Source organism: Flavobacterium sp. UBA7663 (assembly GCF_002483315.1).
Taxonomy (GTDB): Bacteria; Bacteroidota; Bacteroidia; order Flavobacteriales; family Flavobacteriaceae; genus Flavobacterium.
Genome location: NZ_DLHR01000006.1, coordinates 19,936 through 46,163, shown reverse-complemented (window position 1 = coordinate 46,163; position 26,228 = coordinate 19,936). Strand labels below are relative to the sequence as shown.

General features: G+C 33.4%; 26 protein-coding genes. 11 read left to right on the top strand and 15 right to left on the bottom strand.

All coding sequences use genetic code 11. The annotated features are described in order from the left end of the window. A partial coding sequence (mtaB, locus tag B2741_RS00865; protein ID WP_291134544.1) for a tRNA (N(6)-L-threonylcarbamoyladenosine(37)-C(2))-methylthiotransferase MtaB occupies positions 1-1,281 on the top strand: 1,281 nt, incomplete at its 5' end. A gap of 40 nt (positions 1,282-1,321) precedes the next feature. Here mtaB and B2741_RS00860 read toward each other — a convergent pair. Further along, on the bottom strand, positions 1,322-1,603 hold the full coding sequence (locus B2741_RS00860) for a GNAT family N-acetyltransferase (protein WP_133610790.1): 282 nt from the start codon (positions 1,601-1,603) through the stop codon (positions 1,322-1,324). Positions 1,604-1,654: 51 nt separating this feature from the next. Between B2741_RS00860 and B2741_RS00855 the strand changes: the two genes are divergently transcribed. The 3 genes from B2741_RS00855 to B2741_RS00845 are packed head-to-tail and all read left to right on the top strand — an operon-like array spanning position 1,655 to position 3,589. Then, positions 1,655-2,317 (top strand): YqiA/YcfP family alpha/beta fold hydrolase, encoded by a 663-nt coding sequence (locus B2741_RS00855; protein WP_291134538.1) that lies wholly within the window; start codon positions 1,655-1,657, stop codon positions 2,315-2,317. 2 nt (positions 2,318-2,319) lie between these two features. Continuing rightward, positions 2,320-3,213: a lytic transglycosylase domain-containing protein gene (locus tag B2741_RS00850; protein WP_291134535.1), complete on the top strand. Its 894-nt coding sequence runs from the start codon at positions 2,320-2,322 to the stop codon at positions 3,211-3,213. Between the two features lie 7 nt (positions 3,214-3,220). Beyond that, positions 3,221-3,589: a sulfite exporter TauE/SafE family protein gene (locus B2741_RS00845; RefSeq protein WP_291134533.1), complete on the top strand. Its 369-nt coding sequence runs from the start codon at positions 3,221-3,223 to the stop codon at positions 3,587-3,589. 53 nt (positions 3,590-3,642) lie between these two features. Here the strand turns inward: B2741_RS00845 and B2741_RS00840 are convergent, their stop codons facing one another. Beyond that, positions 3,643-4,158, bottom strand: a complete 516-nt coding sequence (locus B2741_RS00840) for a DUF2892 domain-containing protein (RefSeq protein ID WP_133610784.1) — start codon at positions 4,156-4,158, stop codon at positions 3,643-3,645. 168 nt (positions 4,159-4,326) lie between these two features. Here B2741_RS00840 and rpmH point away from each other — a divergent pair, with 168 nt between their 5' ends. Continuing rightward, positions 4,327-4,488: a 50S ribosomal protein L34 gene (gene rpmH, locus B2741_RS00835; protein WP_007136275.1), complete on the top strand. Its 162-nt coding sequence runs from the start codon at positions 4,327-4,329 to the stop codon at positions 4,486-4,488. A gap of 171 nt (positions 4,489-4,659) precedes the next feature. Further along, the gene (carB, locus tag B2741_RS00830) at positions 4,660-7,515 is read left to right on the top strand and encodes a carbamoyl-phosphate synthase large subunit (protein WP_291134531.1); all 2,856 of its coding nucleotides are present in this window, start codon (positions 4,660-4,662) and stop codon (positions 7,513-7,515) included. A gap of 136 nt (positions 7,516-7,651) precedes the next feature. On the opposite strand, the gene B2741_RS00825 is transcribed toward carB, so the two are convergent. The 8 genes from B2741_RS00825 to rsfS all read right to left on the bottom strand — a co-directional run bounded on the left by B2741_RS00825 (position 7,652) and on the right by rsfS (position 13,792). Beyond that, positions 7,652-8,164 (bottom strand): hypothetical protein, encoded by a 513-nt coding sequence (locus tag B2741_RS00825; RefSeq protein WP_291134529.1) that lies wholly within the window; start codon positions 8,162-8,164, stop codon positions 7,652-7,654. Positions 8,165-8,260: 96 nt separating this feature from the next. Continuing rightward, the gene (locus B2741_RS00820; RefSeq protein ID WP_291134527.1) at positions 8,261-9,034 is read right to left on the bottom strand and encodes a superoxide dismutase; all 774 of its coding nucleotides are present in this window, start codon (positions 9,032-9,034) and stop codon (positions 8,261-8,263) included. Between the two features lie 12 nt (positions 9,035-9,046). Continuing rightward, on the bottom strand, positions 9,047-9,328 hold the full coding sequence (locus B2741_RS00815) for an acyl-CoA-binding protein (protein ID WP_133610778.1): 282 nt from the start codon (positions 9,326-9,328) through the stop codon (positions 9,047-9,049). 3 nt (positions 9,329-9,331) lie between these two features. Beyond that, positions 9,332-9,985, bottom strand: a complete 654-nt coding sequence (locus tag B2741_RS00810) for a phosphatidylserine decarboxylase family protein (protein ID WP_133610776.1) — start codon at positions 9,983-9,985, stop codon at positions 9,332-9,334. Next, on the bottom strand, positions 9,975-10,781 hold the full coding sequence (locus tag B2741_RS00805; RefSeq protein WP_291134523.1) for a phosphatidate cytidylyltransferase: 807 nt from the start codon (positions 10,779-10,781) through the stop codon (positions 9,975-9,977). Before B2741_RS00805 ends, B2741_RS00810 begins: the two co-directional genes overlap by 11 nt. Then, positions 10,781-11,386 carry an LUD domain-containing protein gene (locus B2741_RS00800; protein ID WP_291134521.1) on the bottom strand — a complete coding sequence of 202 codons (606 nt, stop codon included), beginning with the start codon at positions 11,384-11,386 and terminating at the stop codon, positions 10,781-10,783. The genes B2741_RS00805 and B2741_RS00800 overlap by 1 nt, the downstream gene beginning before the upstream one ends. A 106-nt stretch (positions 11,387-11,492) precedes the next feature. Then, entirely contained in the window at positions 11,493-13,412 is a 1,920-nt protein-coding gene (gene ftsH, locus B2741_RS00795; protein WP_291134519.1) for an ATP-dependent zinc metalloprotease FtsH, read from the bottom strand. Positions 13,413-13,420: 8 nt separating this feature from the next. Next, the gene (rsfS, locus tag B2741_RS00790) at positions 13,421-13,792 is read right to left on the bottom strand and encodes a ribosome silencing factor (RefSeq protein ID WP_153201805.1); all 372 of its coding nucleotides are present in this window, start codon (positions 13,790-13,792) and stop codon (positions 13,421-13,423) included. 85 nt (positions 13,793-13,877) lie between these two features. Here rsfS and B2741_RS00785 point away from each other — a divergent pair, with 85 nt between their 5' ends. The 3 genes from B2741_RS00785 to B2741_RS00775 all read left to right on the top strand — a co-directional run bounded on the left by B2741_RS00785 (position 13,878) and on the right by B2741_RS00775 (position 18,555). Continuing rightward, positions 13,878-14,609, top strand: coding sequence for a biotin--[acetyl-CoA-carboxylase] ligase (locus B2741_RS00785; protein WP_291134514.1), 732 nt, complete (start codon positions 13,878-13,880; stop codon positions 14,607-14,609). A 103-nt stretch (positions 14,610-14,712) separates the two neighbouring features. Continuing rightward, positions 14,713-17,871, top strand: a complete 3,159-nt coding sequence (gene ccsA / locus B2741_RS00780; RefSeq protein ID WP_291134512.1) for a cytochrome c biogenesis protein CcsA — start codon at positions 14,713-14,715, stop codon at positions 17,869-17,871. 90 nt (positions 17,872-17,961) lie between these two features. Next, positions 17,962-18,555 carry a glutathione peroxidase gene (locus B2741_RS00775; RefSeq protein WP_291134510.1) on the top strand — a complete coding sequence of 198 codons (594 nt, stop codon included), beginning with the start codon at positions 17,962-17,964 and terminating at the stop codon, positions 18,553-18,555. 67 nt (positions 18,556-18,622) lie between these two features. Here the strand turns inward: B2741_RS00775 and B2741_RS00770 are convergent, their stop codons facing one another. Beyond that, entirely contained in the window at positions 18,623-19,117 is a 495-nt protein-coding gene (locus tag B2741_RS00770) for a GNAT family N-acetyltransferase (protein ID WP_291134508.1), read from the bottom strand. 79 nt (positions 19,118-19,196) lie between these two features. Here B2741_RS00770 and menD point away from each other — a divergent pair, with 79 nt between their 5' ends. Beyond that, entirely contained in the window at positions 19,197-20,849 is a 1,653-nt protein-coding gene (gene menD / locus B2741_RS00765; RefSeq protein ID WP_291134507.1) for a 2-succinyl-5-enolpyruvyl-6-hydroxy-3-cyclohexene-1-carboxylic-acid synthase, read from the top strand. A gap of 77 nt (positions 20,850-20,926) precedes the next feature. Here the strand turns inward: menD and B2741_RS00760 are convergent, their stop codons facing one another. From B2741_RS00760 to B2741_RS00745, 4 genes are all read right to left on the bottom strand, one after another. Beyond that, complete coding sequence (locus B2741_RS00760; protein WP_290821230.1) at positions 20,927-21,469, bottom strand: DUF4468 domain-containing protein; 543 nt, start codon at positions 21,467-21,469, stop codon at positions 20,927-20,929. Positions 21,470-21,725: 256 nt separating this feature from the next. Further along, entirely contained in the window at positions 21,726-22,574 is an 849-nt protein-coding gene (locus B2741_RS00755) for an RES domain-containing protein (RefSeq protein WP_291134504.1), read from the bottom strand. A 203-nt stretch (positions 22,575-22,777) separates the two neighbouring features. Further along, positions 22,778-23,731, bottom strand: a complete 954-nt coding sequence (locus B2741_RS00750; RefSeq protein WP_291134502.1) for a transketolase family protein — start codon at positions 23,729-23,731, stop codon at positions 22,778-22,780. Between the two features lie 71 nt (positions 23,732-23,802). Then, positions 23,803-24,648: a transketolase gene (locus B2741_RS00745; protein WP_291134500.1), complete on the bottom strand. Its 846-nt coding sequence runs from the start codon at positions 24,646-24,648 to the stop codon at positions 23,803-23,805. A 353-nt stretch (positions 24,649-25,001) separates the two neighbouring features. Here B2741_RS00745 and tgt point away from each other — a divergent pair, with 353 nt between their 5' ends. Beyond that, positions 25,002-26,132 (top strand): tRNA guanosine(34) transglycosylase Tgt, encoded by a 1,131-nt coding sequence (gene tgt, locus B2741_RS00740; RefSeq protein ID WP_291134498.1) that lies wholly within the window; start codon positions 25,002-25,004, stop codon positions 26,130-26,132. Positions 26,133-26,228 lie beyond the last annotated feature (96 nt).

Below are 26,228 nucleotides of genomic sequence, written 5' to 3'. Positions count from 1 at the left end.
AACTTCTCAGAAACGTCTACTATTGCACGTGATTTTCAAAATGAAGGTTTTGAACGTGTTGATTTCGAAGAAATTGCAGATATTTATGTAATTAATACCTGTTCGGTTACTGATAATGCCGACAAACAATTCAAGCAAATTGTCAAAAAAGCAATGAAGCTGAATGATAAAGCTTTTGTAGCAGCAGTTGGTTGTTATGCTCAATTAAAGCCAGAAGAATTAGCCGCAGTTGATGGTGTTGATTTGGTTTTAGGAGCGACAGAAAAATTCAAAATCACCGATTATATCAATGACTTGTCGAAGAACGACATGGGTGAAGTACACTCATGCGAAATTGAAGAAGCTGATTTTTACGTAGGAAGTTATTCGATTGGCGACAGAACTCGTGCTTTCTTAAAAGTACAAGATGGTTGCGATTATAAATGTACGTATTGCACGATTCCTTTAGCAAGAGGAATTTCTAGAAGTGATGCATTAGAAAATGTATTGAAAAATGCTTCTGAAATTTCACAGCAAGGCATCAAAGAAATTGTGTTAACTGGAGTAAATATTGGTGATTACGGAAAAGGTGAATTCGGAAATAAAAAACACGAACACACTTTCTTAGATTTAGTAAAAGCTTTAGATGAAGTAGAAGGTATCGAGCGTTTACGTATTTCTTCTATCGAACCTAATTTACTTAAAAACGAAACTATTGAATTCGTATCGCAAAGCCGAACATTCGTACCGCATTTTCATATTCCATTACAATCGGGTTCTAATGATATTTTAAAGAAAATGAAACGTCGTTACATGCGTGAATTGTATACAGAACGTGTTGCAAAAATTCGCGAAGTAATGCCACATGCTTGTATTGGAGTGGATGTTATTGTTGGATTTCCAGGCGAAACTGATGAACATTTCTTAGAAACGTATCATTTTTTGAATGATTTAGATATTTCGTATTTACATGTTTTTACTTATTCGGAAAGAGATAATACAGAAGCGGTTGACATGGATGGAGTAGTGCCAGCTAATGTACGTTCAAAAAGAAGTAAAATGTTACGCGGACTTTCCGTAAAGAAAAGAAGAGCGTTTTACGAAAGTCAAATTGGAACTAACAGGACAGTTTTATTCGAAAGCGAAAATAAAGAAGGTTACATTCACGGATTTACCGAGAATTACGTAAAAGTAAAAACACCTTGGAATCCAGAATTAGTGAATACATTACACGAAATTAATCTAACCAAAATAGATGAAGACGGAAGTGTAAGAATGGAATTCATAAACGTAGAAGCATAAAAAAATCCCAAGTCTATTAAACTTGGGATTTTTTTTTGGATTAAATCATTAACCCTGGAGGCAAAAGCTCTCGATATTTTCTGTTTTTTCTAAAGAAACTTATGAACTTTGCGTGCGTTGGCACCACTTTTAGTTTTCGTTCTTCAGCTAGTTCTAATACGGTTTTAATAAATTCATGATGCAACTCTTCATCTTCATTATTGTTATTGCAAAATTTGGTTAAAAACAGCTTGCGTTCTTGTACAGAGTACTCAATTGCAACCAAACCAGTTTCCGTAATAATTTCAAATTGTCTTAAAAGTTCATTATCTTTGATTTCCATGATAACTTCAATTAGAGTGCAAATTTACGAAACTTTTTTAATATAATGGTAATGAGTAAGATTCCAGTTTATTTCATGCCAGGTTTGGCGGCAAGTCCTACAATTTTCGAAAATATAAAATTACCAGAAGACCAATTTGAAATGCATTTTTTGGAATGGTTTTTGCCCAATGATAAAGAAAGTATCGAAAGTTACGCGCTTCGAATGACTGATAAAATTCAAGATGAAAATCCTGTTTTAGTTGGAGTTTCATTTGGAGGAATTTTGGTGCAGGAAATAGCAAAGCAAATGAAAGTTCGTAAAGTAATTATCATCTCGAGTGTAAAATCAAATTCCGAATTTCCGCCAAGATTAAAAATTGCAAGAGCAACAAAAGCCTACAAATTATTGCCAACACAATTGTTGTCGAATGTAGAATTGTTAGTGAAATATGCCTTTGGAAACAATATAGTTGCAAAAAGATTAAAACTTTATGAAAAATATTTGTCGGTAAGAGATAAAAAATATTTAGATTGGGCTATCGAAAACGCGTTGATTTGGTCGCAAAAAAAAGCAAATGAAAATGTAATTCACATTCATGGTGATGCCGACGAAGTTTTTCCAATAAAACATATTCAAAATTGTATTGTCTTAAAAGGTGGAACACATATAATGATTGTAAATAAGTTCAAGTGGTTGAATGAAAATTTACCTAAATTAATTCTAAACGAATAAAAATGAAAAAGTATATGACGAAGAAGGTAGTAATTATTGGAATGGTTGCTGTATTGGCAAGTTTCCTTATTTATGGAGTAGTTTCAGATAAAGCAAAATTTTCTCCAATTGGATATAATTTGAAAATGGATTTTTCTGGAGAGGAAGTGCCAACATTTATGGCGGATGTTCAGGAGCGTTTAGATAAAGAAATGATTACCAATATGAATTATCACACTAATACCACTTTGGTAATCAAACGTGCGAATAAAGTTTTTCCTATTATCGAACCCATTTTAGCAAAATATGGAGTTCCTGATGATTTTAAATACTTGGCAGTAATTGAAAGTAGTTTGGTAAACGCTGTTTCTCCAGCAGGAGCAAGAGGTGTTTGGCAATTTATGCCAGCAACAGCCAAAGAAAAAGGAATGGAAGTGAGCGATGAGGTAGACGAACGCTATCATTTAGAAAAATCTACAGAAGCAGCTTGTAAATATTTATTAGTTGCCAAAGAAAAATTCGGTTCATGGACGTTAGCAGCGGCTTCATATAATGGAGGAATGAACGGAATTAACAAAAAAATGGAAGAACAACAAGTGGATAATTACTATGATTTATTGCTTACAGAAGAAACTTCACGATATGTTTTCCGAATTTTAGCTCTGAAAGAAATCATGAAAAATTCAGATAAATACGGATTTAGAATTCCAAATGAAGCCTTGTATTATGCTATTCCAACAAAAAAAATTGTGATTGATTCTTCCATTACCGATTTAGCAAAATTTGCTAAAACACAAGGTGTAAATTATAAGATTTTAAAAATCCACAATCCTTGGTTACGAGATAAAAAATTAACGGTTACAACAGGTAAAAAATATGAAATCGAAATACCAACTTCAGGATATAACAAACAATAAGCGCCCAATGGATATTCAAGTAGTTCTATCTTTAGTATTAATTGGTGTTTTAGCAGGAATCTTAAGTGGATTGGTTGGAGTAGGAGGCGGCGTAATTATGGTGCCTTTGTTGGTGTTGCTTTTAGGATTTAATCAGCATCAAGCACAAGGAACTAGTTTAGCGGTTTTAGTTGTTCCGGTAACGGCAATTGCGGTGTATACCTATCACAAAGAAGGCTATATCGATTGGCGTTATGTAGGAATAATTGCTGTGTTTTTTGTTATTGGAGGGTATTTTGGAAGTAAAATGGCGGTTAATTTAGATCAAAAAATGTTGAAGAAAGTATTTGGATTTATTCTTTTATTAATTGCAGGAAAGATGTTATTAGGAAAATAAATAACATAAAAAAGCACCTCGAAAGGTGCTTTTTTATATTGAAAATGAATGAATTACATTTTTTTCATTTGATCTTTCATCATTTTAATCTGATCTTTTAACATATTTTGTTTGTCAAGCTTCTTTGCTTCGTTTAATAAAGCGGTAGCTTCCATTTTTCTTCTTCTTGTCATCGCAATCCCAGCTAATTGTAATTTAGCTAAAGCTAAATCTTGATCCATAGATAAACCAAGAGCAATTGCTTTTTTGAAATATTTTTCAGCTTCAATTAAATTAGTTTGCGAAACCATTAAACCGTGTAAGTAATTAAAATAACCTTGTTGTTTTTGTACCAAAGCAGCTTCAGGGTTTTTAATGTATGATAACCATTTTTGTGCTCCAGGAAAATCTTGTTTTCGTAACTTTAAAAAAGCCAATAAAATAAACTCATTTTTAAAGTATAAGAAAATAAAAATAGTAGAGAATAATAACAAAAAGATACCATTTCCGATATTACTTTCTGTAAATTGATAAATTCCAAATGCTATAATTAAAGCGGCAAGAACTAATTTGATATTTTTATGAAACATTATAGTGTATATTTGTTGACTGCAAAGATAATAAAATGAATTAAAAATATTTTTAAAAAAGTACTTGCGAATGAAAAAAGTCTTTGTATATTTGCACTCGGTTTTCAGGACAGGAAACCTATGAGTTTTAAAAAAGATTTTTATTTATAGATTTTAAAAGATACTACAATGAGTAAGAGAACGTTTCAACCATCAAAAAGAAAAAGAAGAAATAAGCACGGTTTCATGGATAGAATGGCTTCTGCTAATGGAAGAAAAGTGCTTGCTCGTAGAAGAGCTAAAGGAAGACATAAGTTAACTGTTTCTTGCGAACCAAGACACAAAAAATAATGTTTTAGCTTAAAACAATATATCAGCCGTTACTTTTATTAGTAGCGGCTTTTTTTTAAACTGTTTATAAAATTTAATAAGTTTTAAAGCTCTTTTTGATGTAACCCTTTGAAAATTAGTAATTTTATACTTGCATTATAACTACAACCCACAACAACAAAACAACAAAAAATGCCTAAAGACACAACAATCAAATCGGTATTAATTATTGGATCAGGACCTATCGTTATTGGTCAAGCTTGCGAATTTGACTACGCAGGTTCTCAATCGGCTCGTTCACTTCGAGAGGAAGGAATTGAAGTTATCTTAATTAACTCAAACCCTGCAACGATCATGACCGACCCAACTATGGCCGATCATGTTTACTTAAAACCGCTTACCACAAAATCTATTATTGAAATCCTAAAAGCACATCCACAAATTGATGCTGTTTTACCAACAATGGGTGGACAAACAGCACTTAATTTAGCAATTGAAGCGGATGAAAAAGGAATTTGGAAAGATTTCGGAGTGCGATTAATTGGTGTAGATATCAATGCCATCAATATTACTGAAGATAGAGAGCAATTCAAAAACTTATTAAACAAAATCGGAATTCCGCAAGCTCCGGCTAAAACGGCTAACTCTTTCTTACAAGGAAAAGAAATTGCTCAGGAGTTTGGTTTTCCATTAGTAATCCGTCCTTCGTTTACTTTAGGAGGAACTGGAGCAGCAATTGTTTACAAAAAAGAAGATTTTGATGGTGCTTTAACTTATGGTTTAGAAGCATCTCCAATTCACGAAGTGTTGATTGATAAGGCTTTAATGGGTTGGAAAGAATACGAATTAGAATTATTACGCGATAGTAATGACAACGTAGTTATCATCTGTACGATTGAAAATATGGATCCAATGGGAATTCATACTGGAGATTCGATTACAGTTGCGCCAGCGATGACTTTGTCAGACACGACATTCCAAAAAATGCGTGATATGGCGATTTTAATGATGCGCTCTATCGGAAATTTTGCTGGAGGTTGTAACGTTCAATTTGCAGTTTCGCCAGATGATAAAGAAGATATTGTGGCTATTGAAATTAATCCACGTGTATCGCGTTCTTCTGCACTAGCATCAAAAGCTACGGGTTACCCAATTGCTAAAATCGCATCGAAATTAGCTTTAGGTTACAACTTAGATGAATTACAAAATCAAATTACAAAATCAACTTCGGCTTTATTTGAGCCTACGTTAGATTATGTAATCGTAAAAATACCAAGATGGAACTTCGATAAATTTGAAGGTTCAGACCGTACGTTAGGACTTCAAATGAAATCGGTAGGAGAAGTGATGGGAATTGGACGTTCGTTCCAAGAAGCGCTTCACAAAGCTACTCAGTCGTTAGAAATCAAACGTAATGGGTTAGGAGCAGACGGAAAAGGTTATAAAAACTATGAACAAATCATCGAAAAATTAACTTTCGCGAGTTGGGACAGAGTTTTCGTAATCTACGATGCAATTGCAATGGGAATTCCATTAAGCAGAATTCATGAGATTACTAAAATAGACATGTGGTTCTTAAAACAATATGAAGAACTATTCCACTTAGAAAGAGAAATTTCGAATTATAAAGTAGATACATTACCAAGAGAATTGCTGTTAGAAGCAAAACAAAAAGGTTACGGAGACCGCCAAATTGCGCACATGATGGGTTGTTTGGAAAGTCAAGTGCATAAATTACGTGACGAACAAAATATCAAACGTGTTTACAAATTAGTAGATACGTGTGCGGCGGAATTTAAAGCGGTAACGCCTTATTTTTACTCGACTTTCGAAGCAGAAATTGAAAAAGCAGACGGAACGAAATACGTTCACAATGAAAGTATTGTTACGGATAAAAAGAAAGTAGTGGTTTTAGGTTCTGGACCAAATAGAATTGGACAAGGAATTGAGTTTGATTATTCTTGTGTTCACGGAGTTTTAGCTGCGAAAGAATGTGGTTATGAAACGATTATGATTAACTGTAATCCAGAAACGGTTTCTACTGATTTTGATACGGCAGATAAATTGTATTTCGAACCTGTTTTTTGGGAACATATTTACGATATCATCCAACACGAAAAACCAGAAGGTGTAATCGTTCAGTTAGGTGGACAAACAGCTTTAAAATTAGCAGAAAAATTAGCCAAATACGGAATCAAAATTTTAGGAACTTCATTCGATGCTTTGGATTTAGCTGAAGATAGAGGACGTTTCTCCGATTTGTTAACGCAATTAAACATTCCATTCCCTAAGTTTGGAATTGCGGAAAGTGCTGAAGAAGCTTCTAAATTAGCAGATTCGTTAGACTTCCCATTATTAGTGCGTCCTTCTTATGTATTAGGTGGACAAGGAATGAAAATTGTCATCAACAAACAAGAATTAGAAGAGCACGTAATTGATTTATTAAAATCGATTCCAGGAAATAAATTGCTATTAGACCATTATTTAGATGGCGCTATCGAAGCAGAAGCAGATGCAATTTGCGATGCTGATGGAAATGTGTACATCATAGGAATTATGGAGCACATTGAGCCTTGTGGAGTACACTCGGGTGATAGTAACGCGACTTTGCCTCCGTTTAACTTGGGCGAATTTGTAATGCAACAAATCAAAGACCACACCGAAAAAATCGCTAGAGCATTACAAACTGTTGGTTTAATCAATATTCAGTTTGCGATAAAAGACGATACGGTTTATATTATTGAAGCGAATCCAAGAGCATCTCGTACCGTGCCGTTTATTGCAAAAGCGTATGGCGAACCGTATGTAAATTATGCAACAAAAGTAATGTTAGGTCACAATAAAGTAACCGATTTTACTTTCAATCCGCAATTAAAAGGATATGCGATTAAGCAACCCGTTTTCTCTTTCAGTAAGTTTCCAAATGTAAACAAAGCATTAGGACCAGAAATGAAATCAACTGGAGAAAGCATCCTATTCATAGATGATTTAAAAGACGATCAATTCTATGATTTGTACGCTAGAAGAAAAATGTACTTAACGAAGTAATATAGAAAATCCCAATCGAAAGATTGGGATTTTTTTATTGGCTGGTGCGAGTATTATGCTCGTGACCATTGTGATTTTATAAATTTAGTTTGTGTTCACGAGTGTGACGCTCGCGCTAGCATGAGTTATTTAACGTTTATTCTTCACAGACCTTAACCTTTTTCCAATCAATAATAACTTTTTGATTTTCAATGTCGAATTTGAATTCACAAATTTCATATTTTATTTGTCCACATTTAAAGGTTAAACATGATTCTGATAGTTGATTCTTGAATTCGTAACCAAGAAGCTCTGTCCAATGTCGAACTGGAATACATAACTCTTTTTCTTTGCTCGATAAATCTTCATATTCTTTCACTGAAATAGATTTTCTCAACGGCAAACTTATTTCTCCAATATTTACTTTTTTTGAGTTTGGTACATTCTTTATTTCAATTGAAATCCATGATGATAAGATGAAAATATCATTCTTAGTTTTTGGAAGTTTTAATTCAAAATTTCCTTCGCCATCGGTCGTTTTATATGGAGTTTCACCATTAACTGAAATCATTGACCAAGCTCCTTCATTATGAAGTGTCATTCTTCCAATAATTTGACAATGTAAATTAGAAGAAATCGAGAATAATATGGCTAAGACAAAGTTTCTCATATATGTAACATAATTAGTATATATTCGAAACAAACTTTCGCATATACATCCAAAATTGGTTATATTAGTGCTATTTTTAGCGTTTAATTAATTAAATTATATCTTACTAATCGCCGTTTCGTATTTAATATTCACTACATTCCAATCGATTACATTGAAAATAGCGGTTAAATATTCGTTGCGTTTGTTTTGGTAATTTAAGTAGTAGGCGTGTTCCCAAACGTCAATAGCTAAAATAGGCGTACCTCTTACTTCGGCGTTTGGCATTAAGGGGTTGTCTTGGTTGGCGGTGCTAGTTACAGCTAATTTTCCATCTCTTGTAACTACTAGCCAAGCCCAGCCACTTCCAAATTGTCCTGCTGCGGCTTCTGTAAGTTGTTTTTGTAAGTTGTCAAACGAACCTAATTCGGCAGTTATGGCTTCGGCAAGGGCGCCAGTAGGAGTGCCACCACCTTTTGGGTTTAAAATTTCGAAAAATAAATTGTGGTTGTAGTAGCCACCAGCGTTATTTCGGATTTCTTTATTGTTTACATCTAAGTTTTTTAAGATGTCTTCTACGGTTTTTAATTCTAAATCAGTACCAATTACGGCTTTGTTTAGTTTGTTAGCGTAACCTAAATGATGTTTCGAATAATGAATTTCCATCGTTCGACCATCAATATGAGGTTGTAAATCGTCGTAAGCGTATTTAAGTCCACGCATTTGAAAAATACCACCTTCAGTAACTTTAACATCGGCTGGATTTCCTAATGCTGAAATTTTAGTTTCAACTTCTGGATCTGGAATTTTAACTTCTTCTAATTCGTTTTCCTTTTTACAGCTCGTCATCATAAATGATATACAAGCCAAAATCAATAATGACTTTTTCATTTGTAATGCAGATTATAAGTTACGTTCTTTCAGTAATTTATTGATGATATTGATGTATTCTGCTTTGGCATCATCTGGTTTCAGATGTTTTACTTGCATCCAAGCATTTAATTTGAAAGCATTTCTAATATCCTGAGGATTTTGAAATAATAAAGGGTTTGTGGTTTCGGATGTAGCTTGTTTGTACAAACCATACAATATTAATTGCATATCCTGTGGCACAGATTCTTGCGGAATCAACTGTGCGTTAGCAAATGCTTCGTCAAATAAAGTATTAATATCCTTTTCGCTCATTCTTTATGCTTTTTTACTAATAACGGTTTTGTTTCCGATAGCTTTATCACCTAATTTTACATTAACTTCAGTTCCCAATGGTAAATAAATATCTACTCTTGAACCAAATTTAATAAATCCTGCATCTTTACCTTGAACCACTCGCATGCCTTCTTGAGCGTAATTTACAATACGTCTTGCCAAAGCACCTGCAATTTGACGGTATAAGATTTCGCCATACACTCTATTGTTGATAACAACAGTGGTTCTTTCGTTTTCTTCACTTGCTTTTGGATGCCAAGCTACTAAATATTTTCCTGGGTGATATTTGCTGTACTTTACGATTCCGTTTACACAATAACGCGTAACGTGCACATTTATTGGCGACATGAAGATAGAAACCATCAAACGTTTGTCTTTGAAATATTCAGGTTCGTAAACTTCTTCAATAACTACTACTTTTCCGTCTACTGGTGCTAAAATATGATTGTCGCTGTTATCAGCAACTCGAGTTGGGTTTCTAAAGAATTGTAAAACTAAAACTAAAATTACTAATGCGAATAAGTATAAAATAGTTCGTAACCAATTTATAGCAACAAATTCATCGGTTAAGAAAATAATACCCACAACTAAAAGCAGGGTAATTAAAATGATTTTTGAACCTTCTTTATGAAACATAGTATAAAATTAAATAAAATAAATTAATAAATGGAATTACAAATATAATACTATCTAGTCGATCTAGAATACCTCCGTGACCAGGCATTATATTTCCGGTATCTTTTATGCCGGCAACACGTTTTAATTTTGATTCGATTAAATCGCCTAACGTACTGAAAACACTCACGATAGCTGCAATCACAATCCAAATGTATAGCGTTGAAGCCATGATGTAATAATTAGCCAATAAAGCACCGCCAATGATGGTAAATACTAAACCGCCAGCAAAACCTTCAATAGTTTTTTTAGGAGAAACACTTGGAAAAAGTTTATTTTTCCCGATGTTTTTTCCAACTAAATAAGCAAAAGTATCGTTGGTCCAAATTAAAACAATAATTGAAATTAAAATTTTCGGATTGTATCCTTTTACTCCCATAGCAACATAATTCGCCAAGATAAAAGGAAGAATTACGTATCCAAACAGTAAAAAGTAGCGTGTATAAAGTTGAAAATTGGTTTTTTTTGTATTGAAAAGATACAGTAATAATTTAACCGAAATTATAACCGCTATAGCAGTTAATGCTGTATTTAAATTTAAATCGGAGTTTTTATTCCATAAGAAATAATAGGAAGCAGCGGCAACAGGAATGCTAACATAGAGGTTCAATCCACACATTTTGCAGAATTCGTAGACTCCAATAATCAAAAAAGCACCAAAAAGAATGGCTAAACCCTCTCTAGAATAAGAAATACAGCCTAGTAGTAAAACAACATAAACGGCTCCAGATAATGCTCTTTTTAGCGTTTCATTCATTATAAATCCTCTAAAAGAAGTAGGTAAAGATTTTTATGGCAACTTCCATAGTGAAGAAAATCCTGTTCTTTTACTTCTTCAAAATATTTTATGGTGGTAATATTAGAAGGGTAATTTTTTTCGTGTGTGTTTTTAATTCGCCTTAAGCCATCACTTTTGCTATTTACAATTTGACTTGTGGTAGCGAAAATAATCATGTTTGTAGGCAGTTCATTTGGTTTGAAGTGCTTAAACTGATTAGATGAGAATAAGATAGAGCCTTCATCTGCAATTAAATTTTCGCAAGAAGAGAGAAAAAACACAGGTGGTGTAGTATTATTGTAGGTTAGTTTATTGTCGTCAAGAAGATAAAGTAATCTGTTGTCATAACATTGTGCGTTACTTTCAAACCAATCGTTTTCTTCTAAAATATTTTCAAAATTCTCGGCAATTTCATCTAAATTTTCACAATAAATAAATTTACCTCCATTTTCTTTAAAATTGAAAGTAAATTGTTCGTCTATAGGCAAGGTAGTGTCAGGCGCATAAGGACTTTTAACTTCTTGTTTCTTGTCGCTTTCGTCTTCGTCTCCCGAAGTGCCAAAAAATTTTCTAAAAAGACTCATGTATCTTTAGTCGTTTTTTATTGTGTGAAAATCAAAGATAAAAAAAAACTTAGTTCTTTTCCTAAGGAACTAAGTTTTTTATTAATATTATTTTGTTGATAAGTCCTTATTCCGCAGTAGGAATTTCTTCTTCTTTGTCAAAAGGTCTTTTTCCGAAAATAGTTTCCAAATCATCTTTGAAAATCACTTCTTTTTCTATCAGAATATCAGCTAATTGAGTTAGCTTTTCTTTGTTTGTTTCTAAAATGTGAATTGCTCTTTGATATTGCTCTTCAATTAATTTAGAAATTTCAGTATCAATAACCTTTGCCGTTTCTTCAGAATACGGTTTAGAAAAATTGTAATCAGATTGCCCAGTTGAATCGTAATATGTGATGTTTCCTAGCTTATCATTCAATCCATAAATGGTTACCATCGCTCTAGCTTGACGCGTTACTTTCTCTAAATCGCTCAAAGCACCTGTTGAAATTTCATTGAAAATTACTTTCTCAGCAGCCCTTCCGCCCATAGTTGCACACATTTCGTCTAGCATTTGGTCAGGTCTTACAATCAGTCTTTCTTCTGGTAAATACCAAGCCGCTCCTAAACTTTGTCCACGAGGAACAATCGTTACTTTTACAAGTGGTGCTGCGTGTTCTAACATCCAACTAACAGTAGCGTGTCCTGCTTCGTGAATGGCAATTGCACGTTTTTCAGCTGGTGTAACAATTTTATTTTTCTTTTCTAAACCACCAATGATTCTATCAACAGCATCTAAAAAATCTTGTTTGTCAACCGCTTTTTTATCTTTACGAGCAGCGATTAAAGCCGCTTCGTTACAAACATTAGCAATATCAGCTCCAGAGAATCCTGGTGTTTGTTTTGCTAAAAATTCGGTATCTAATTCTTCTGATTTTTTCAAAGGTTTTAAATGCACTTCAAAAATTTCTTTACGTTCTCTAATGTCTGGTAAGTCTACATAAATTTGTCTGTCAAAACGACCAGCGCGTAATAAAGCTTTGTCTAAAACATCAGCACGGTTAGTAGCAGCTAATACAATTACATTTGAATTAGTACCAAAACCATCCATTTCAGTCAATAACTGATTTAATGTATTTTCTCTTTCGTCGTTAGCACCTGTCATGTTGTTTTTTCCACGAGCTCTACCCACAGCATCAATTTCATCAATGAAAATGATAGATGGTGATTTCTCTTTGGCTTGTTTGAACAAATCTCTAACACGAGAAGCTCCAACTCCAACAAACATTTCTACAAAATCAGAACCTGATAAAGAGAAGAAAGGCACTTTAGCTTCACCTGCAACGGCTTTAGCTAATAATGTTTTTCCTGTTCCTGGAGGTCCAACTAATAGAGCTCCTTTTGGAATTTTACCACCAATTGAAGTGTATTTTTCAGGTGTTTTTAAGAATTCTACAATTTCTTGAATTTCTTCTTTTGCACCTTCTAATCCCGCAACGTTTTCAAAAGTTACACGAGTATCGTTCTTTTCATCAAATAGTTTAGCTTTCGATTTACCAATGCTGAAGATTTGTCCACCACCACCACCAGAACCACCTGACATTCTTCGCATCATAAAGATCCAAAGCCCAACTAAAAGTAGGATAGGTAAAAGCATTGAGATGATTTCACCCCACATACTTTCAGGCTCTTTCTCGTAATCTGAAAGTTTGCCTTCGCTTGACGCTTTTTGTAAATTTTCTTGAAAGGTTTTTAAATCACCAATTTCTGTGAAATAGTGAGGTCCTTTCGTATTTAGTTTTCCTAAAACATCATTTTTTACTTTATCGTGCGCTTTATCTGTTAAAGCTGCTTTTTTCAAGTAAACTGTTGCTTTTGTATTTGTAAAGACTACTTTTTCTACCTGATTTTTATCTAAATATTGATAAAATTTTGATAATGTGGTTGGCGCAGGATTGCTTAAATCAAAACCAGTAGTAAATAAATTAATGGTAAAGAAAATGACAATAACCAGTCCAATACTCATCCATGGACTAAACTTAAAGTTAGAATTACTATTTTGTGCCATAAGAAATTTTAGTATTTAGTTTCAATGGTTGTGATTTTTGCATCACCCCATAAACTCTCAATTCGGTAGTATTCACGAATGTGTTTTTGAAAAACATGTACTACAATATTAACGTAGTCCATTAAAACCCATTCTCCATTTTCTGCACCTTCAACGTGCCATGGTTTATCTTTTAATTCTTTAGAAACGATTTTTTGTACTGAACCAACAATTGCATTTACTTGAGTATTTGAATTTCCATTACAAATAATAAAGTAATCACAAACGGTGTTGTCAATTTCTCTTAAATCAAGAATATCAATATTTTCGCCTTTTACTTCTTCAATCCCTTTGATGATGTTTGCTAATAAATCATCATTATTAATCTGCTTCTTCGCCATTTATTATTTTTGTATTTATGCAAAGGTATCATTTTTTGTGATTATTTTTGAACCTTAACATAAGATTAAATTTTGTTATTGTATTATGAAGATAATCAAACTCGATGCCATAGATTCTACTAATAGTTTTTTGAAAGCACTTGCGGCTCAAGAAAGTTGTGAAAATTTCACAGTTGTTAGCACCGAATCGCAAACACAAGGGAGAGGACAAAGAGGTTCGGGTTGGACTTCTGAAGTGGGTAAGAATCTAGCTTTTAGTGTTTTATATAATCAAAAAACACAAGAGATTACAAGTTTATTTACCTTGAATATTGTTGTGGCTTTAAGTGTGGTTGAAGCACTGAAAACCTTTAGTAATTTAAATTTTGCTATCAAATGGCCTAATGACATCTTGGCAGAGAATAAGAAAATTGCTGGCATTTTGATTGAAAATACATTCAAAAATCAGAATGAAGTGCAATCGATAATCGGGATTGGTTTGAATGTGAATCAATCTCAGTTTGAAAATTTGCCACAAGCGTCGTCTTTATTTTTATTGGAAAACCAATTATTTGATAGAGACGCACTTTTAATTTCTATCGTAAACCGATTAGAATTTAATTTAAATCAACTGAAAAATCTTAACGAAGATTATTTTTGGAACGCTTATCATGCTATTTTGTTTAAGAAAGAGGTAGTTTCAACTTTCGAATCTGCTTCAGGAAATCGTTTTGTTGGAAAAATTCAAAAGGTAACAAAAGAAGGTAAATTAGAAGTTTTATTGGAAGATGATTCGGTAACCTTTTTCGATGTCAAAGAAGTAAAAATGTTGTATTAAAATCATTCGAATATAAATTACTCAAACCTTTGTTAAACTTCGCGGAAAAGTTTTTGTTTTTGAGTACATTTGTGCCAATTTATAAAAAACGTATTCCCAACTCATGGAGAAAAAAATACTATCCCTGTTATCTTCCACACGCTTAATGGCTTTTTTATTCATTGCTTTTGCTGTAGCCATGGCAGCCGGAACTTTTATTGAAGATGCTTATAATACTGATACTGCAAGAGTTATTGTTTACAATGCCGTTTGGTTTGAAGTCATTATGGTGTTTTTTGTAATCAATTTTATTGGAAACATCAAACGTTATCAGTTACATAAAAAGGAAAATTGGGCTACCTTATTATTACACCTTTCTTTTATTCTAATTATTGTAGGTGCTTTTATTACGCGTTATATTAGTTACGAAGGAATGATGCCTATTAGAGAAGGAGAATCTGCAAATATCATTTATTCCGATAAACCGTATTTAACTGTTCTAGTAGATGGAAATCATGAAGGTCAAATGCGACGTAAGACTTTTGAAAAAGATTTGATTTTAGCTCCAGAAATTAAAGATGATGCTTTTTTGAATACGTTTGCTAGCAATGATTTTTCAATGGGTGGTGAATTCAGTGGTATTCCATTCGAAGTAGAACACCAAGAGTTTGTTATGAACGCAACGGAAACTGTTGTAGCTTCAGAAAGCGGACAGTTGATGATTAAAATGGTAGAGTCGAGTGGAGGAACACGTCACGAACACTATTTAAAAGAAGGCGAAGTTCAAAATTTACACAATGTACTTTTTGCTTTTAATAAATATACAGAAGGCGCAATAAACATTACTAAAATTGCGGAAGCTTATACCATTCAAACGCCTTTTGAGGGTGATTTTATGCGAATGGCTGATAAATTGCAAGGTAAAGTTGTTAAAGATTCAGTACAACCTTTAATGTTGCGTTCGTTGTATAATATTGGCGGTGCTCAGTTTGTATTTCCAGAGCCAGCAATTAAAGGTGAATTGACTTTTAAATCGAATAATGATTTCAAAGACAAACAAACCGATGATGCTTTGAAAGTTAAAATCAAAACACAAGGGAGAGAAGAAGTTTTAACTTTAGTAGGAGCAAGAGGAAAACAAGGAGTGCCACAAAGCGTAAAAATTGGTGATTTAGAATTTACGTTATTCTTCGGAAGTAAAGTATATAATACACCATTTACAATTAAATTAGACGATTTCATTGCCGATAAATATCCAGGAACTGAAAACAGTTATTCGGCTTTCAAAAGTAAAATCGAAGTTATTGATACCGAACAAAAGAAAACATTTAAAGACAGTGTTTTTATGAACAATATTTTAGATTACAGAGGATTTAGATTCTTTCAAGCCGGATTTGATCCAGATGAAAAAGGAACAAATTTATCGGTAAGTCACGATTTCTGGGGAACTTGGATTACGTATATTGGTTATTTCTTATTATACTTCGGAATGATGGCTATCTTATTCAATAAAAATACTCGTTTTGCTAGTTTGAAAGAGAAATTAGAAAAAGTAAAGACAAAGAAAGCTGGTTTATTAAGCGTCTTTTTGATTTTATTCTCTACGTTGACATTTGCTCAAGAGCACAATCACCAACCAAGTAAAGAAGAAATTCTAAAATTATTAAAGGAGCACGAAATTTCGAAAGAGCACGCGAGCGAATTTGGAAAAGTAGTAATTCAAGATAATGGGCGAATGAAGCCTATCAATACGTTTTCGTCTGAATTACTTCGTAAAGTATCAAAAAGCGATACATATGAAGGGATGAATTCGGACCAAGCGTTTTTATCGATGACTCAATTTCCTCAATATTGGTATGGTTTGCCAATCATTTATTTGAAGAGAGGAAACGATAGTATTCGTAAATTAATTGGTGTTGAAAAAGAAGCTAAATATGCGCCACTTATTTCATTTTTTGATGAAACTGGAAACTACAAATTAGCCAAATTTTTAGAAACCGCTTACAAAGAACCAGTTCCAAATCAATTTCAAAAAGATTTTATTGAAGCTGATAAAAAAGTAAACCTTTTATATTCAGCTTTAAGTGGACAAATTTTAAAAGTGTTCCCAGTTCCAGGTGATAAATCGAATAAATGGGTTTCGTTTTTAGAAGTCAACCAACCAACAGGAACCGCTTTAGATTCGATAAAAAACGTAATGCCGTTTTACTTAAATGCTTTAGAAAAAGCTTCGAAAAGTAATAATTACGAATTACCAAATAGTCTTTTAAAAGGATTAAACGAATACCAAAAGAAATACGGTTCTGCCGTTATGCTTTCAGAAAGTAAAATCAGTTCTGAAATCACATACAACAAGTACGATATTTTCAAGAGATTGTACTATATGTATATGTTGGCTGGTCTTTTAATGTTGGTTTTCTGTATTGTTCAAATTTTCAAAGATTCAAAAGTAATCCGAACCATTATCAATGTTTTTCATGGATTAATCGGTTTGTTTTTCATATTGCATTTAGCAGGATTAATTGTAAGATGGTACATTTCAGGTCACGCGCCTTGGAGTGATGCGTATGAAAGTATGATTTATGTAGCTTGGGCAACGATGTTCTTTGGATTAGCTTTCGGAAAAGATTCGAAACTAACAGTAGCTTCAACAGCTTTTGTAACTGCAATGATTTTGATGATTGCACATTGGAATTGGATGGATCCAACAATTGGAAACTTACAACCTGTTTTAAATTCGTATTGGTTAATGATTCACGTAGCGGTAATAGTTGCTAGTTACGGACCATTTACCCTAGCGATGGTTTTAGGTTTAGTCTCATTATTCTTAATGATTTTCACCAACGAAAAGAACAAAGAAAGAATGAAATTAAGCATCGACGAAATTACGTATATTAATGAAATGGCGTTAACCGTAGGTTTGGTCATGTTAACCATAGGAAACTTCCTTGGCGGGCAATGGGCAAATGAAAGTTGGGGACGTTATTGGGGTTGGGATCCAAAAGAAACTTGGGCGTTAATCAGTATTATGGTATATGCGTTTGTAATTCACGCACGTTTTGTTCCTGCTTTAAGAGGAAGATGGATTTATAACGTAATGAGTGTTTTAGCTTTTGCTTCGATTTTAATGACGTATTTTGGAGTAAATTTCCACTTAAGCGGTTTGCACAGTTACGCTTCGGGTGAAAAACAAAACGTAACCTATTACTTCATTATTTTAGCAATTGTCTTGGTAATTGCAGCAATAGCTTACTTTCCGTACAAGAAGTATTATAAAAAATAAGAATTTGGTCGCTAATTAGCGACCATTTTTTTTAAGAAATGTTTATCAAAAATTGCATTTTAAAACCCTAAATTTGAAATAAAAAAAGAGATGAAGAAATTAGTAACCTTGTTTTCAGTAGTAGCTTTGTTTTATAGTTGTCAAAATCAGGCACAAAAAAAGCAAAAAGCTACTGCAGCAGCAACTACAACACCTATGGCAAAAGAAACGATTTATCAGTTTAAAGTAGAAGATTTGAGTGGCGATACTTTTGATTTTTCAACCTTAAAAGGGAAGAAAATCTTAGTAGTCAATACCGCTTCAGAATGTGGTTTAACACCGCAATATGAACAATTACAAGCGATTTGCGAAAAGTATAAAGACAAAAATTTCGTAATCGTAGGTTTTCCTGCGAATAACTTTGGAGCACAAGAACCCGGAAGTAATTCAGAAATTGCTACTTTTTGTCAAAAAAATTATGGTGTTTCGTTTCCAATGATGGCTAAAATTTCGGTGAAAGGTGGTGATATGCATTCAGTGTATCAATTTTTAACGCAAAAAGCCAAAAACGGATTAGAAGACAGCGAAGTACAATGGAACTTCCAAAAATACCTAATCAATGAAAACGGTGAATTAGCAAAAGTAGTTTCTCCAAGAACGTTGCCGACTGATGCTGAAATCGTAAATTGGATTGAAGGGAAATAATTTAGTATTCAGTTTTCAGTTGCAGTTTTCAGTATCTGTTGACTGCGACTGAGAACTGCGACTAATTTTAAAGCATTTTCTGAACAAAAACAGAATGCAACCATCGTTCAAATTTATATCCCGATTCTTTTAAAAACCCAACTTCTTCAAAACCAAATTTTTTATGAAAATCGATGCTATTCGTGTTTTCTGAATCGATTACACCAATCATCGTGTGGAGATTTTGTTTTTTTGCTCTTTCGATTAATTCGGTCAATAATAATTTTCCGATGCCTTTCCCGATAGAATTCTTGTTCGCATAAACCGAATGTTCTACCGTGAATTTATACGCTTCTCTGAAACGGAATTCGCTGTAATAACCGAAGCCAATGACTTCATTATTTATTTCGGCAACGATAACAGGAAACCCTTTCTGAAGTTTTTCTTCAAAAATTGCTTCTTGCGTGGCTAATGTTCGCACGTTGTAATCGTATAAAGCGGTCGAATGCAAAATTGCATCGTTGATGATGTCTAAAATTGCAGTACAATCTGCTATTTGGTAGTCTCTAATTTTTATATCCATTTTGTAAAGAAATTACGTAGTAAAAGTACTAAAAACCTTTTCAACTTCGTAACTTTGTAGTCCAGTTATTTTTTTAAAAATGATGTATCCAAAAATTCCTTTAGCGCAAAGCATTATCGAAATTTGCCAACAAAAAGGAGTCCAACATATCGTAATTTCTCCGGGTTCGCGTAATGCTCCTTTGACTATTGGATTTACAAATAATCCGTATTTCAAATGTTACAGTATTGCTGACGAACGTTGTGCTGCATTTTTTGCTTTAGGAATTGCCCAACAGTTGCAAGAACCTGTTATTGTAGTTTGTACATCAGGTTCCGCTTTACTGAATTATTACCCTGCAATTGCGGAGGCTTTTTATAGCCAAATCCCATTGGTTGTTATTTCAGCGGATAGACCACAAAATAAGATTGATATTGGCGACGGACAAACCATTCGTCAGGAAAACGTGTTTGCGAATCACAGTTTGTACAATGCTAATTTGCAAGAAAATGTATCGACTGAAAACGACAATAACATTCAAATGGCATTGCATGTTTCGGTTACCCAAAAAGGGCCAGTTCACATTAACGCGCCTTTTGAAGAACCTTTGTATGAAACCGTTTCCGAATTACAAGTACAACCTGAAATTGTCGATTTTAATACTGAAAGCAAAACTTTCTCTTTAGGAAATTCAACTATTGAAACTTGGAACAAAGCCACTAAGAAATTAGTTTTAGTAGGAGAGTTGTTCCCAAATTCGGTTGAGCAAACCTATTTGAATGTTTTAGCGAATGACCCAAGTGTTGTGGTTTTAACCGAAAAAACATCTAACTTACATCACCCAACATTCTTCGACCAAATTGATACTTTGATTACGCCTTTTACGGATGAAGATTTTAAAGCGTTTCAACCAGATATTCTATTGACTTTTGGCGGAATGGTGGTTTCGAAACGTATCAAAGCGTTTTTACGAAAATACAAACCAGCACATCATTGGCATGTAGATGAATTAAGAGCGTATGATACTTTTGGAGCGCTTACGAATCATTTTGAAACGAAAATCAATACATTTTTGAGTCAGTTATTAACTGAAAAAACGATTGAAAGTTTTTATAAATCAAGTATTTCTACTATTTGGAAAGATAGAGTAGTAAAGCATCAAGAATACACTGCAAAAATACCATTTTCGGATTTTAAAGTGTTTGATTTTATTTGTCAAAATGTTCCAAAAAATAGTCAATTGCAAGTAAGCAATAGTTCGGCGATACGTTATTTACAGTTGTTTGATTTAGATAAAAGCATTCAAGTTTTTTGTAATCGAGGAACAAGTGGTATCGATGGAAGCACTTCTACAGCCATTGGAGCAGCTTTAGCGTCTGATTTGCCAACGATGTTGATTACGGGCGATATTAGCTTTTTATACGACAGCAACGCTTTGTGGAACAATTACATTCCAAAAAACTTTAAGATTATTTTACTGAATAACAGCGGTGGAGGGATTTTTAGAATCCTACCAGGTCATCAAGAAACGGAAACGTTTAACACGTATTTTGAGACTTCGCACCAATTAAACGCATCACATTTAGCCAAAATGTATGGCTTTGATTATTTTGAAGCGAATGATGAAACTTCATTACAACAACAATATACTGCATTCCTAAACCAAAACGAAAAACCAAGTATTCTAGAAATTTTTACACCCGAAAAAGAGAATAATGGGATTTTATTGGAGTTTTTTAGAGGGTTGAATTAAAACTTATTTAAGTAAAATAAAAAACGCTGTCAATTTTTTTTGACAGCGTTTTTTAGTATATCTTGTAAGTAATTAAACTACCAGTCGCTTTTTGCTGCGCTAGATTTAGCCATTTCCTTTTTAATGTCGCTTTTAATGGTTTCAATTGTAGAATTGATTCCTGCATAATAAGCTTTAAGAGTTTCCATTAATTTTGGATTTTCCACCGCTTTTTCGGAAGCCAATTTATCAAACATTTTCTCTACAGTTGTTTCAGCACTCGACTTGATGAAGATATTTTTTATTTCGTATTTGTATTTGCCGTCTTTTGACATAATAGAAATAGTATAAAATAATTTTACTTTTGTCTCGCTTCCGTTTGCCTTAATCGTCATGAAAGAATACTGAGTGTCAGTAACCGACAAGGCTTCCTTATCCTGCTTAATCTTATCCTGTGTTTCTTTATAGATATTTACAAAGAACATTTTGGAGTTGTTAAACAAGTCATCTTTGGTTTTTCCTTCCGCAGATACAACTTCCGAGAAGATAATCTGCCCGTTTTCATTCAATGGGAAATCGAATTTTTCTTGGGCATTCATGGTAAACGTAGTCAATGCTAATAATAAAAGGATTTTTTTCATATTTATGGAGCTTGGTTTAATACTAGTTTAGTTGAATACAATGATAATATAATTTTTTTAAAATAAAAAAACCTTTGAAATAAAATATGCTGTTCAATTTAGCCTATCATTAATTAATACGAATAATTTTGAATTATTACAATGTGGTAGACTTCGTAACCTATTATTTTGTTAATGATAAAATTTCTTGCGAAATGTAAACGTGATTTTACTACAAAATTCGCAATTGTATGAAACCGCTGTTAGCAGTAATGTTTTACCAAATAATTGTGTTGCTTTGATTAGTATTAACTTGAGAATCTATCATTTCAGTTTCATAATAACTTTTCTCTCCATTGAAGACCATTTTTCGCCTACTAGCAACATAAAATTTCAATTTATTTTCAACTGTCGATTGCTTGAATACAAAATTGAAACCTTTTGTTGGATATAAAGTACTTGGATATAAAATTCCATCAACGTTTTCAAATTCGTCAAATATATAATTTGAAAAAGCGGCGGTAATTTTATAATGATTAGAATCGTTTTCAGCAACACGTGAAAACTCTTTAGACATGAAATTAAGCAATTCACGAACTACTTCTGCACTTTCGTCACCTTGACTATTTATTAAGGATTCAAAACTTTTACTCAAAGAATCAATTTCTGAATGTTTTCCTTTTATATCATCATTTGTTAGTAAACTTACTAAAGATAAATTCTCTTGTGCAATCCATAAACTATTTGTAGAAAATTCAAATTCTTTCTCTTCAAGGTTTCTTGCAATGTGGCTTGTTTCTACAAAAGATAGTGTGTCATCATTTGAACAATAAAATAATGATTGTCCAGGTTCATTTGCACGTCCAAACTTTGTTATATTTTGGATGTCTTTTCGATAAGTTAGTTGATCAACTTCTCTAAAGTAGTCTTCATTATTTGTGTGGACACGTGTTCTTACAAATCTTTGTCCTTTTGGATATACAAAGAAAGGTACAGGAAACTCAACCATATTGAGAATATTCTTGATATAAATGTAACTCTCAATTGTATTTAGTTTTTTTGCTGATACCAATAATGAAAGAAATTTGTCTAATTCTTTTCTGTCAAAATAATTTGAATCGGTCATAAGCTTTCTTCTATTATGCAGTCTTTTTAGCATTACTGCCAACTAGTAAATATGTGCAACAGACTTTCACATATTTCACCTAATAATAGGTTAGATTGGAGCTACAAAGTTGCGTCTTTCAAATATAAAAAATTATTTACAAATTCCATTAACAAAAAAAATCCCCAATTGCTTGGGGATTTCTATATAAATTTAAAAGAAAATTACTTTCTTTTGATAACTCTTTCTACAGCTTCCACAATCGCTTGATTGTTTAATTTGTATTTTTCCATTAATTGGTCTGGTGTTCCACTTTCTCCAAAGCTGTCGTTTACTGCTACAAATTCTTGTGGTGCTAAATGGTTTTGGACTAACGTTCTAGAAACGCTTTCTCCTAAACCACCAATGATGTTATGCTCTTCCGCTGTAACTACACAACCTGTTTTCTTCACCGATTTTAAAATAGCTTCTTCGTCTAAAGGTTTAATCGTGTGAATGTTAATTACTTCTGCCGAAATTCCTTTTGCTTCTAAAGCTTCTGCTGCAACTAAAGCTTCCCAAACTAAATGTCCAGTTGCAATAATCGTAACATCTGTTCCTTCGTTTAACATGATTGCTTTTCCAATTACGAAAGGTTCGTCAGCTGGCATAAAGTTAGGCACTACTGGGCGACCAAAACGTAAATAAGCTGGTCCGTGATGATCGGCTAAAGCTAAAGTGGCTGCTTTGGTTTGGTTGTAATCACACGTATTGATTACGGTCATTCCAGGTAACATTTTCATCAAACCGATATCTTCTAAGATTTGGTGCGTAGCTCCGTCTTCTCCAAGCGTTAATCCAGCGTGAGAAGCACAAATCTTTACATTTTTATCTGAATAGGCAACTGATTGACGAATTTGGTCATACACTCTTCCTGTAGAAAAGTTAGCGAAAGTTCCTGTAAAAGGAATTTTTCCACCAATAGTTAAACCCGCTGCAATTCCAATCATATTTGCTTCTGCAATTCCAATTTGGAAAAAACGCTCTGGGTGGTTTTTCTTGAAATCATCAAATTTTAATGATCCAATTAAATCCGCACAAAGTGCAACTACGTTTTCGTTTTTTTGACCTAATTCAGTCATTCCAGCTCCAAATCCTGAACGGGTATCTTTACTGCCTGTGTTGGTATATTTTTTCATTTTATTTTTTGCTGTAAGCTATAGGCAATAGGCAATAAGCGTAAGGCTTAAAGCATAATGCATAAAGCGATTTAATAATCTCCTAAAGTTTCAACATTTTGTTCTAACGCTTTTGCTAATTGCTCATCATTTGGCGCTTTTCCGTGCCAAGCGTGAGTGTGCATCATAAAATCTACTCCGTTGCCCATTTCAGTATGCAATAAAATACAAACTGGTTTTCCGTTACCTGATTTTGATTTTGCATCTGCTAAACCAGCTTTGATAGCGTCAATGTTGTTTCCTTCTTTGATTTCTAATACAATCCAATCAAATGCTTCAAACTTCGCTTTTACGCTTCCCATTGCCAAAACTTCGTCTGTAGTTCCGTCGATTTGTTTTCCGTTTAAGTCGATAGTAGCAATTAAATTATCCACTTTTTTTGCTGAAGCATACATAATAGCTTCCCAGTTTTGTCCTTCTTGTAATTCACCATCACCTAAAAGAGCAAAAACTAAATGGTTATCATTGTTCAATTTCTTAGCTTGAGCCGCTCCAATTGCAACCGACATTCCTTGTCCTAACGAACCCGAAGCCATTCTAATTCCAGGTAAACCTTCATGAGTTGTTGGGTGACCTTGTAATCTTGAATTTAATTTTCTGAATGTTGCTAATTCCGCTACTGGAAAGTATCCGCTTCTAGCTAAAACACTATAAAAAACTGGAGAAATATGTCCGTTTGATAAGAAGAATAAATCTTCACCAATTCCGTTCATATCAAAACCTTCGTTACGTTTCATAACGTCTTGGTAAAGGGTAACCAAAAACTCAGCACATCCCAAAGAACCTCCTGGGTGACCTGAATTTACGGCATGAACCATACGAAGAATATCTCTTCGAACTTGTGTTGTAAAATCTTGTAGTTGTTGCGTGTTAGACATTATAAAAGATATATATGTGTTAATTGATGCAAAAGTAATTTTATTTTTTTGGTGGTACAAATCATTTTGTTAGAAGTTATTAAGAATTGATTTGTTATGGGTAAAAGTAATGGAACGTGGATGACGCTGATGCAACGCAACGCTGAAAATTACGGATTTAGTTTTTGAAAATTTAGTTATTTTGCTCGCAAAGCCATAAAGTTTTTTCAAATTAAAAATCAGTTGTAATCCGCGTTTCACATCAGCGAATCTGTTTCATCCGCGTGCCAATGTATTGTCTTATCATAAATAATTCTAAATTCCAATTTCTAAATTCTAAAATAAATTATCTTTGCCGTTCGTAAAAGCACAATATGAAGTTTGATTTAATTACCAAAGACCCAAAAAGTAAAGCCAGAGCTGGAAAAATAACAACCGATCATGGTGTTATTGAAACCCCAATTTTTATGCCCGTAGGAACGGTTGCTTCTGTAAAAGGAGTGCACCAACGTGAGCTAAGAGAAGACATTAATCCAGATATTATTTTAGGAAACACCTATCATTTATATTTAAGACCTCAAACCAAAATTTTAGAGGCGGCTGGAGGTTTACATAAATTCATGAATTGGGATAGAAATATCTTAACTGATTCTGGTGGTTACCAAGTGTACTCGCTTTCTTCGAACAGAAAAATTAAAGAAGAAGGTGTAAAATTCAAATCGCATATTGATGGTTCGTATCATTTCTTTTCACCAGAAAATGTAATGGAAATTCAACGTACTATTGGTGCCGATATTATCATGGCTTTCGACGAATGCACACCTTATCCTTGTGATTATCGTTATGCAAAACGTTCGATGCACATGACACACCGTTGGTTGGATAGATGTATCAATCATTTAGAAAAATTACCTTTTAAATACGGTTACGAACAAACGTTTTTTCCAATTGTTCAAGGAAGTACGTATAAAGATTTAAGAGAACAATCGGCAGAATATATTGCAAATGCTGGTGCACAAGGAAATGCTATTGGCGGACTTTCAGTAGGAGAACCAGCTGAAGAAATGTACGCAATGACCGAAATTGTTACAGCAATTTTACCAGAAGACAAACCAAGATATTTAATGGGTGTGGGAACGCCAATCAATATTTTAGAGAATATTGCGTTAGGAATTGATATGTTTGATTGTGTAATGCCAACACGTAACGCTAGAAATGGAATGTTGTTCACGGCTCACGGAACAATGAATATGAAAAACAAAAAGTGGGAAGCCGATTTTTCGCCAATTGACGAAATGGGACACACTTGGGTAGATACTGAATATTCAAAAGCGTATCTTAGACATTTGTTTGCAGCAGATGAATTCTTAGGAAAACAAATTGCAACCATTCATAATTTAGGTTTCTACATGTGGTTAGTACGTGAAGCAAGAAGACAAATTATTGCTGGAACATTTAGAGAATGGAAAGATAAAATGGTGGTGCAAATGAGTCAACGATTATAATTTGAGAATATAGAACAAAGAATATAGAACAAAGAATATAGAACAAAGAATACAAAATGAGATATAGATAAAGTAAAATGGTCTATTCTCTTTTTT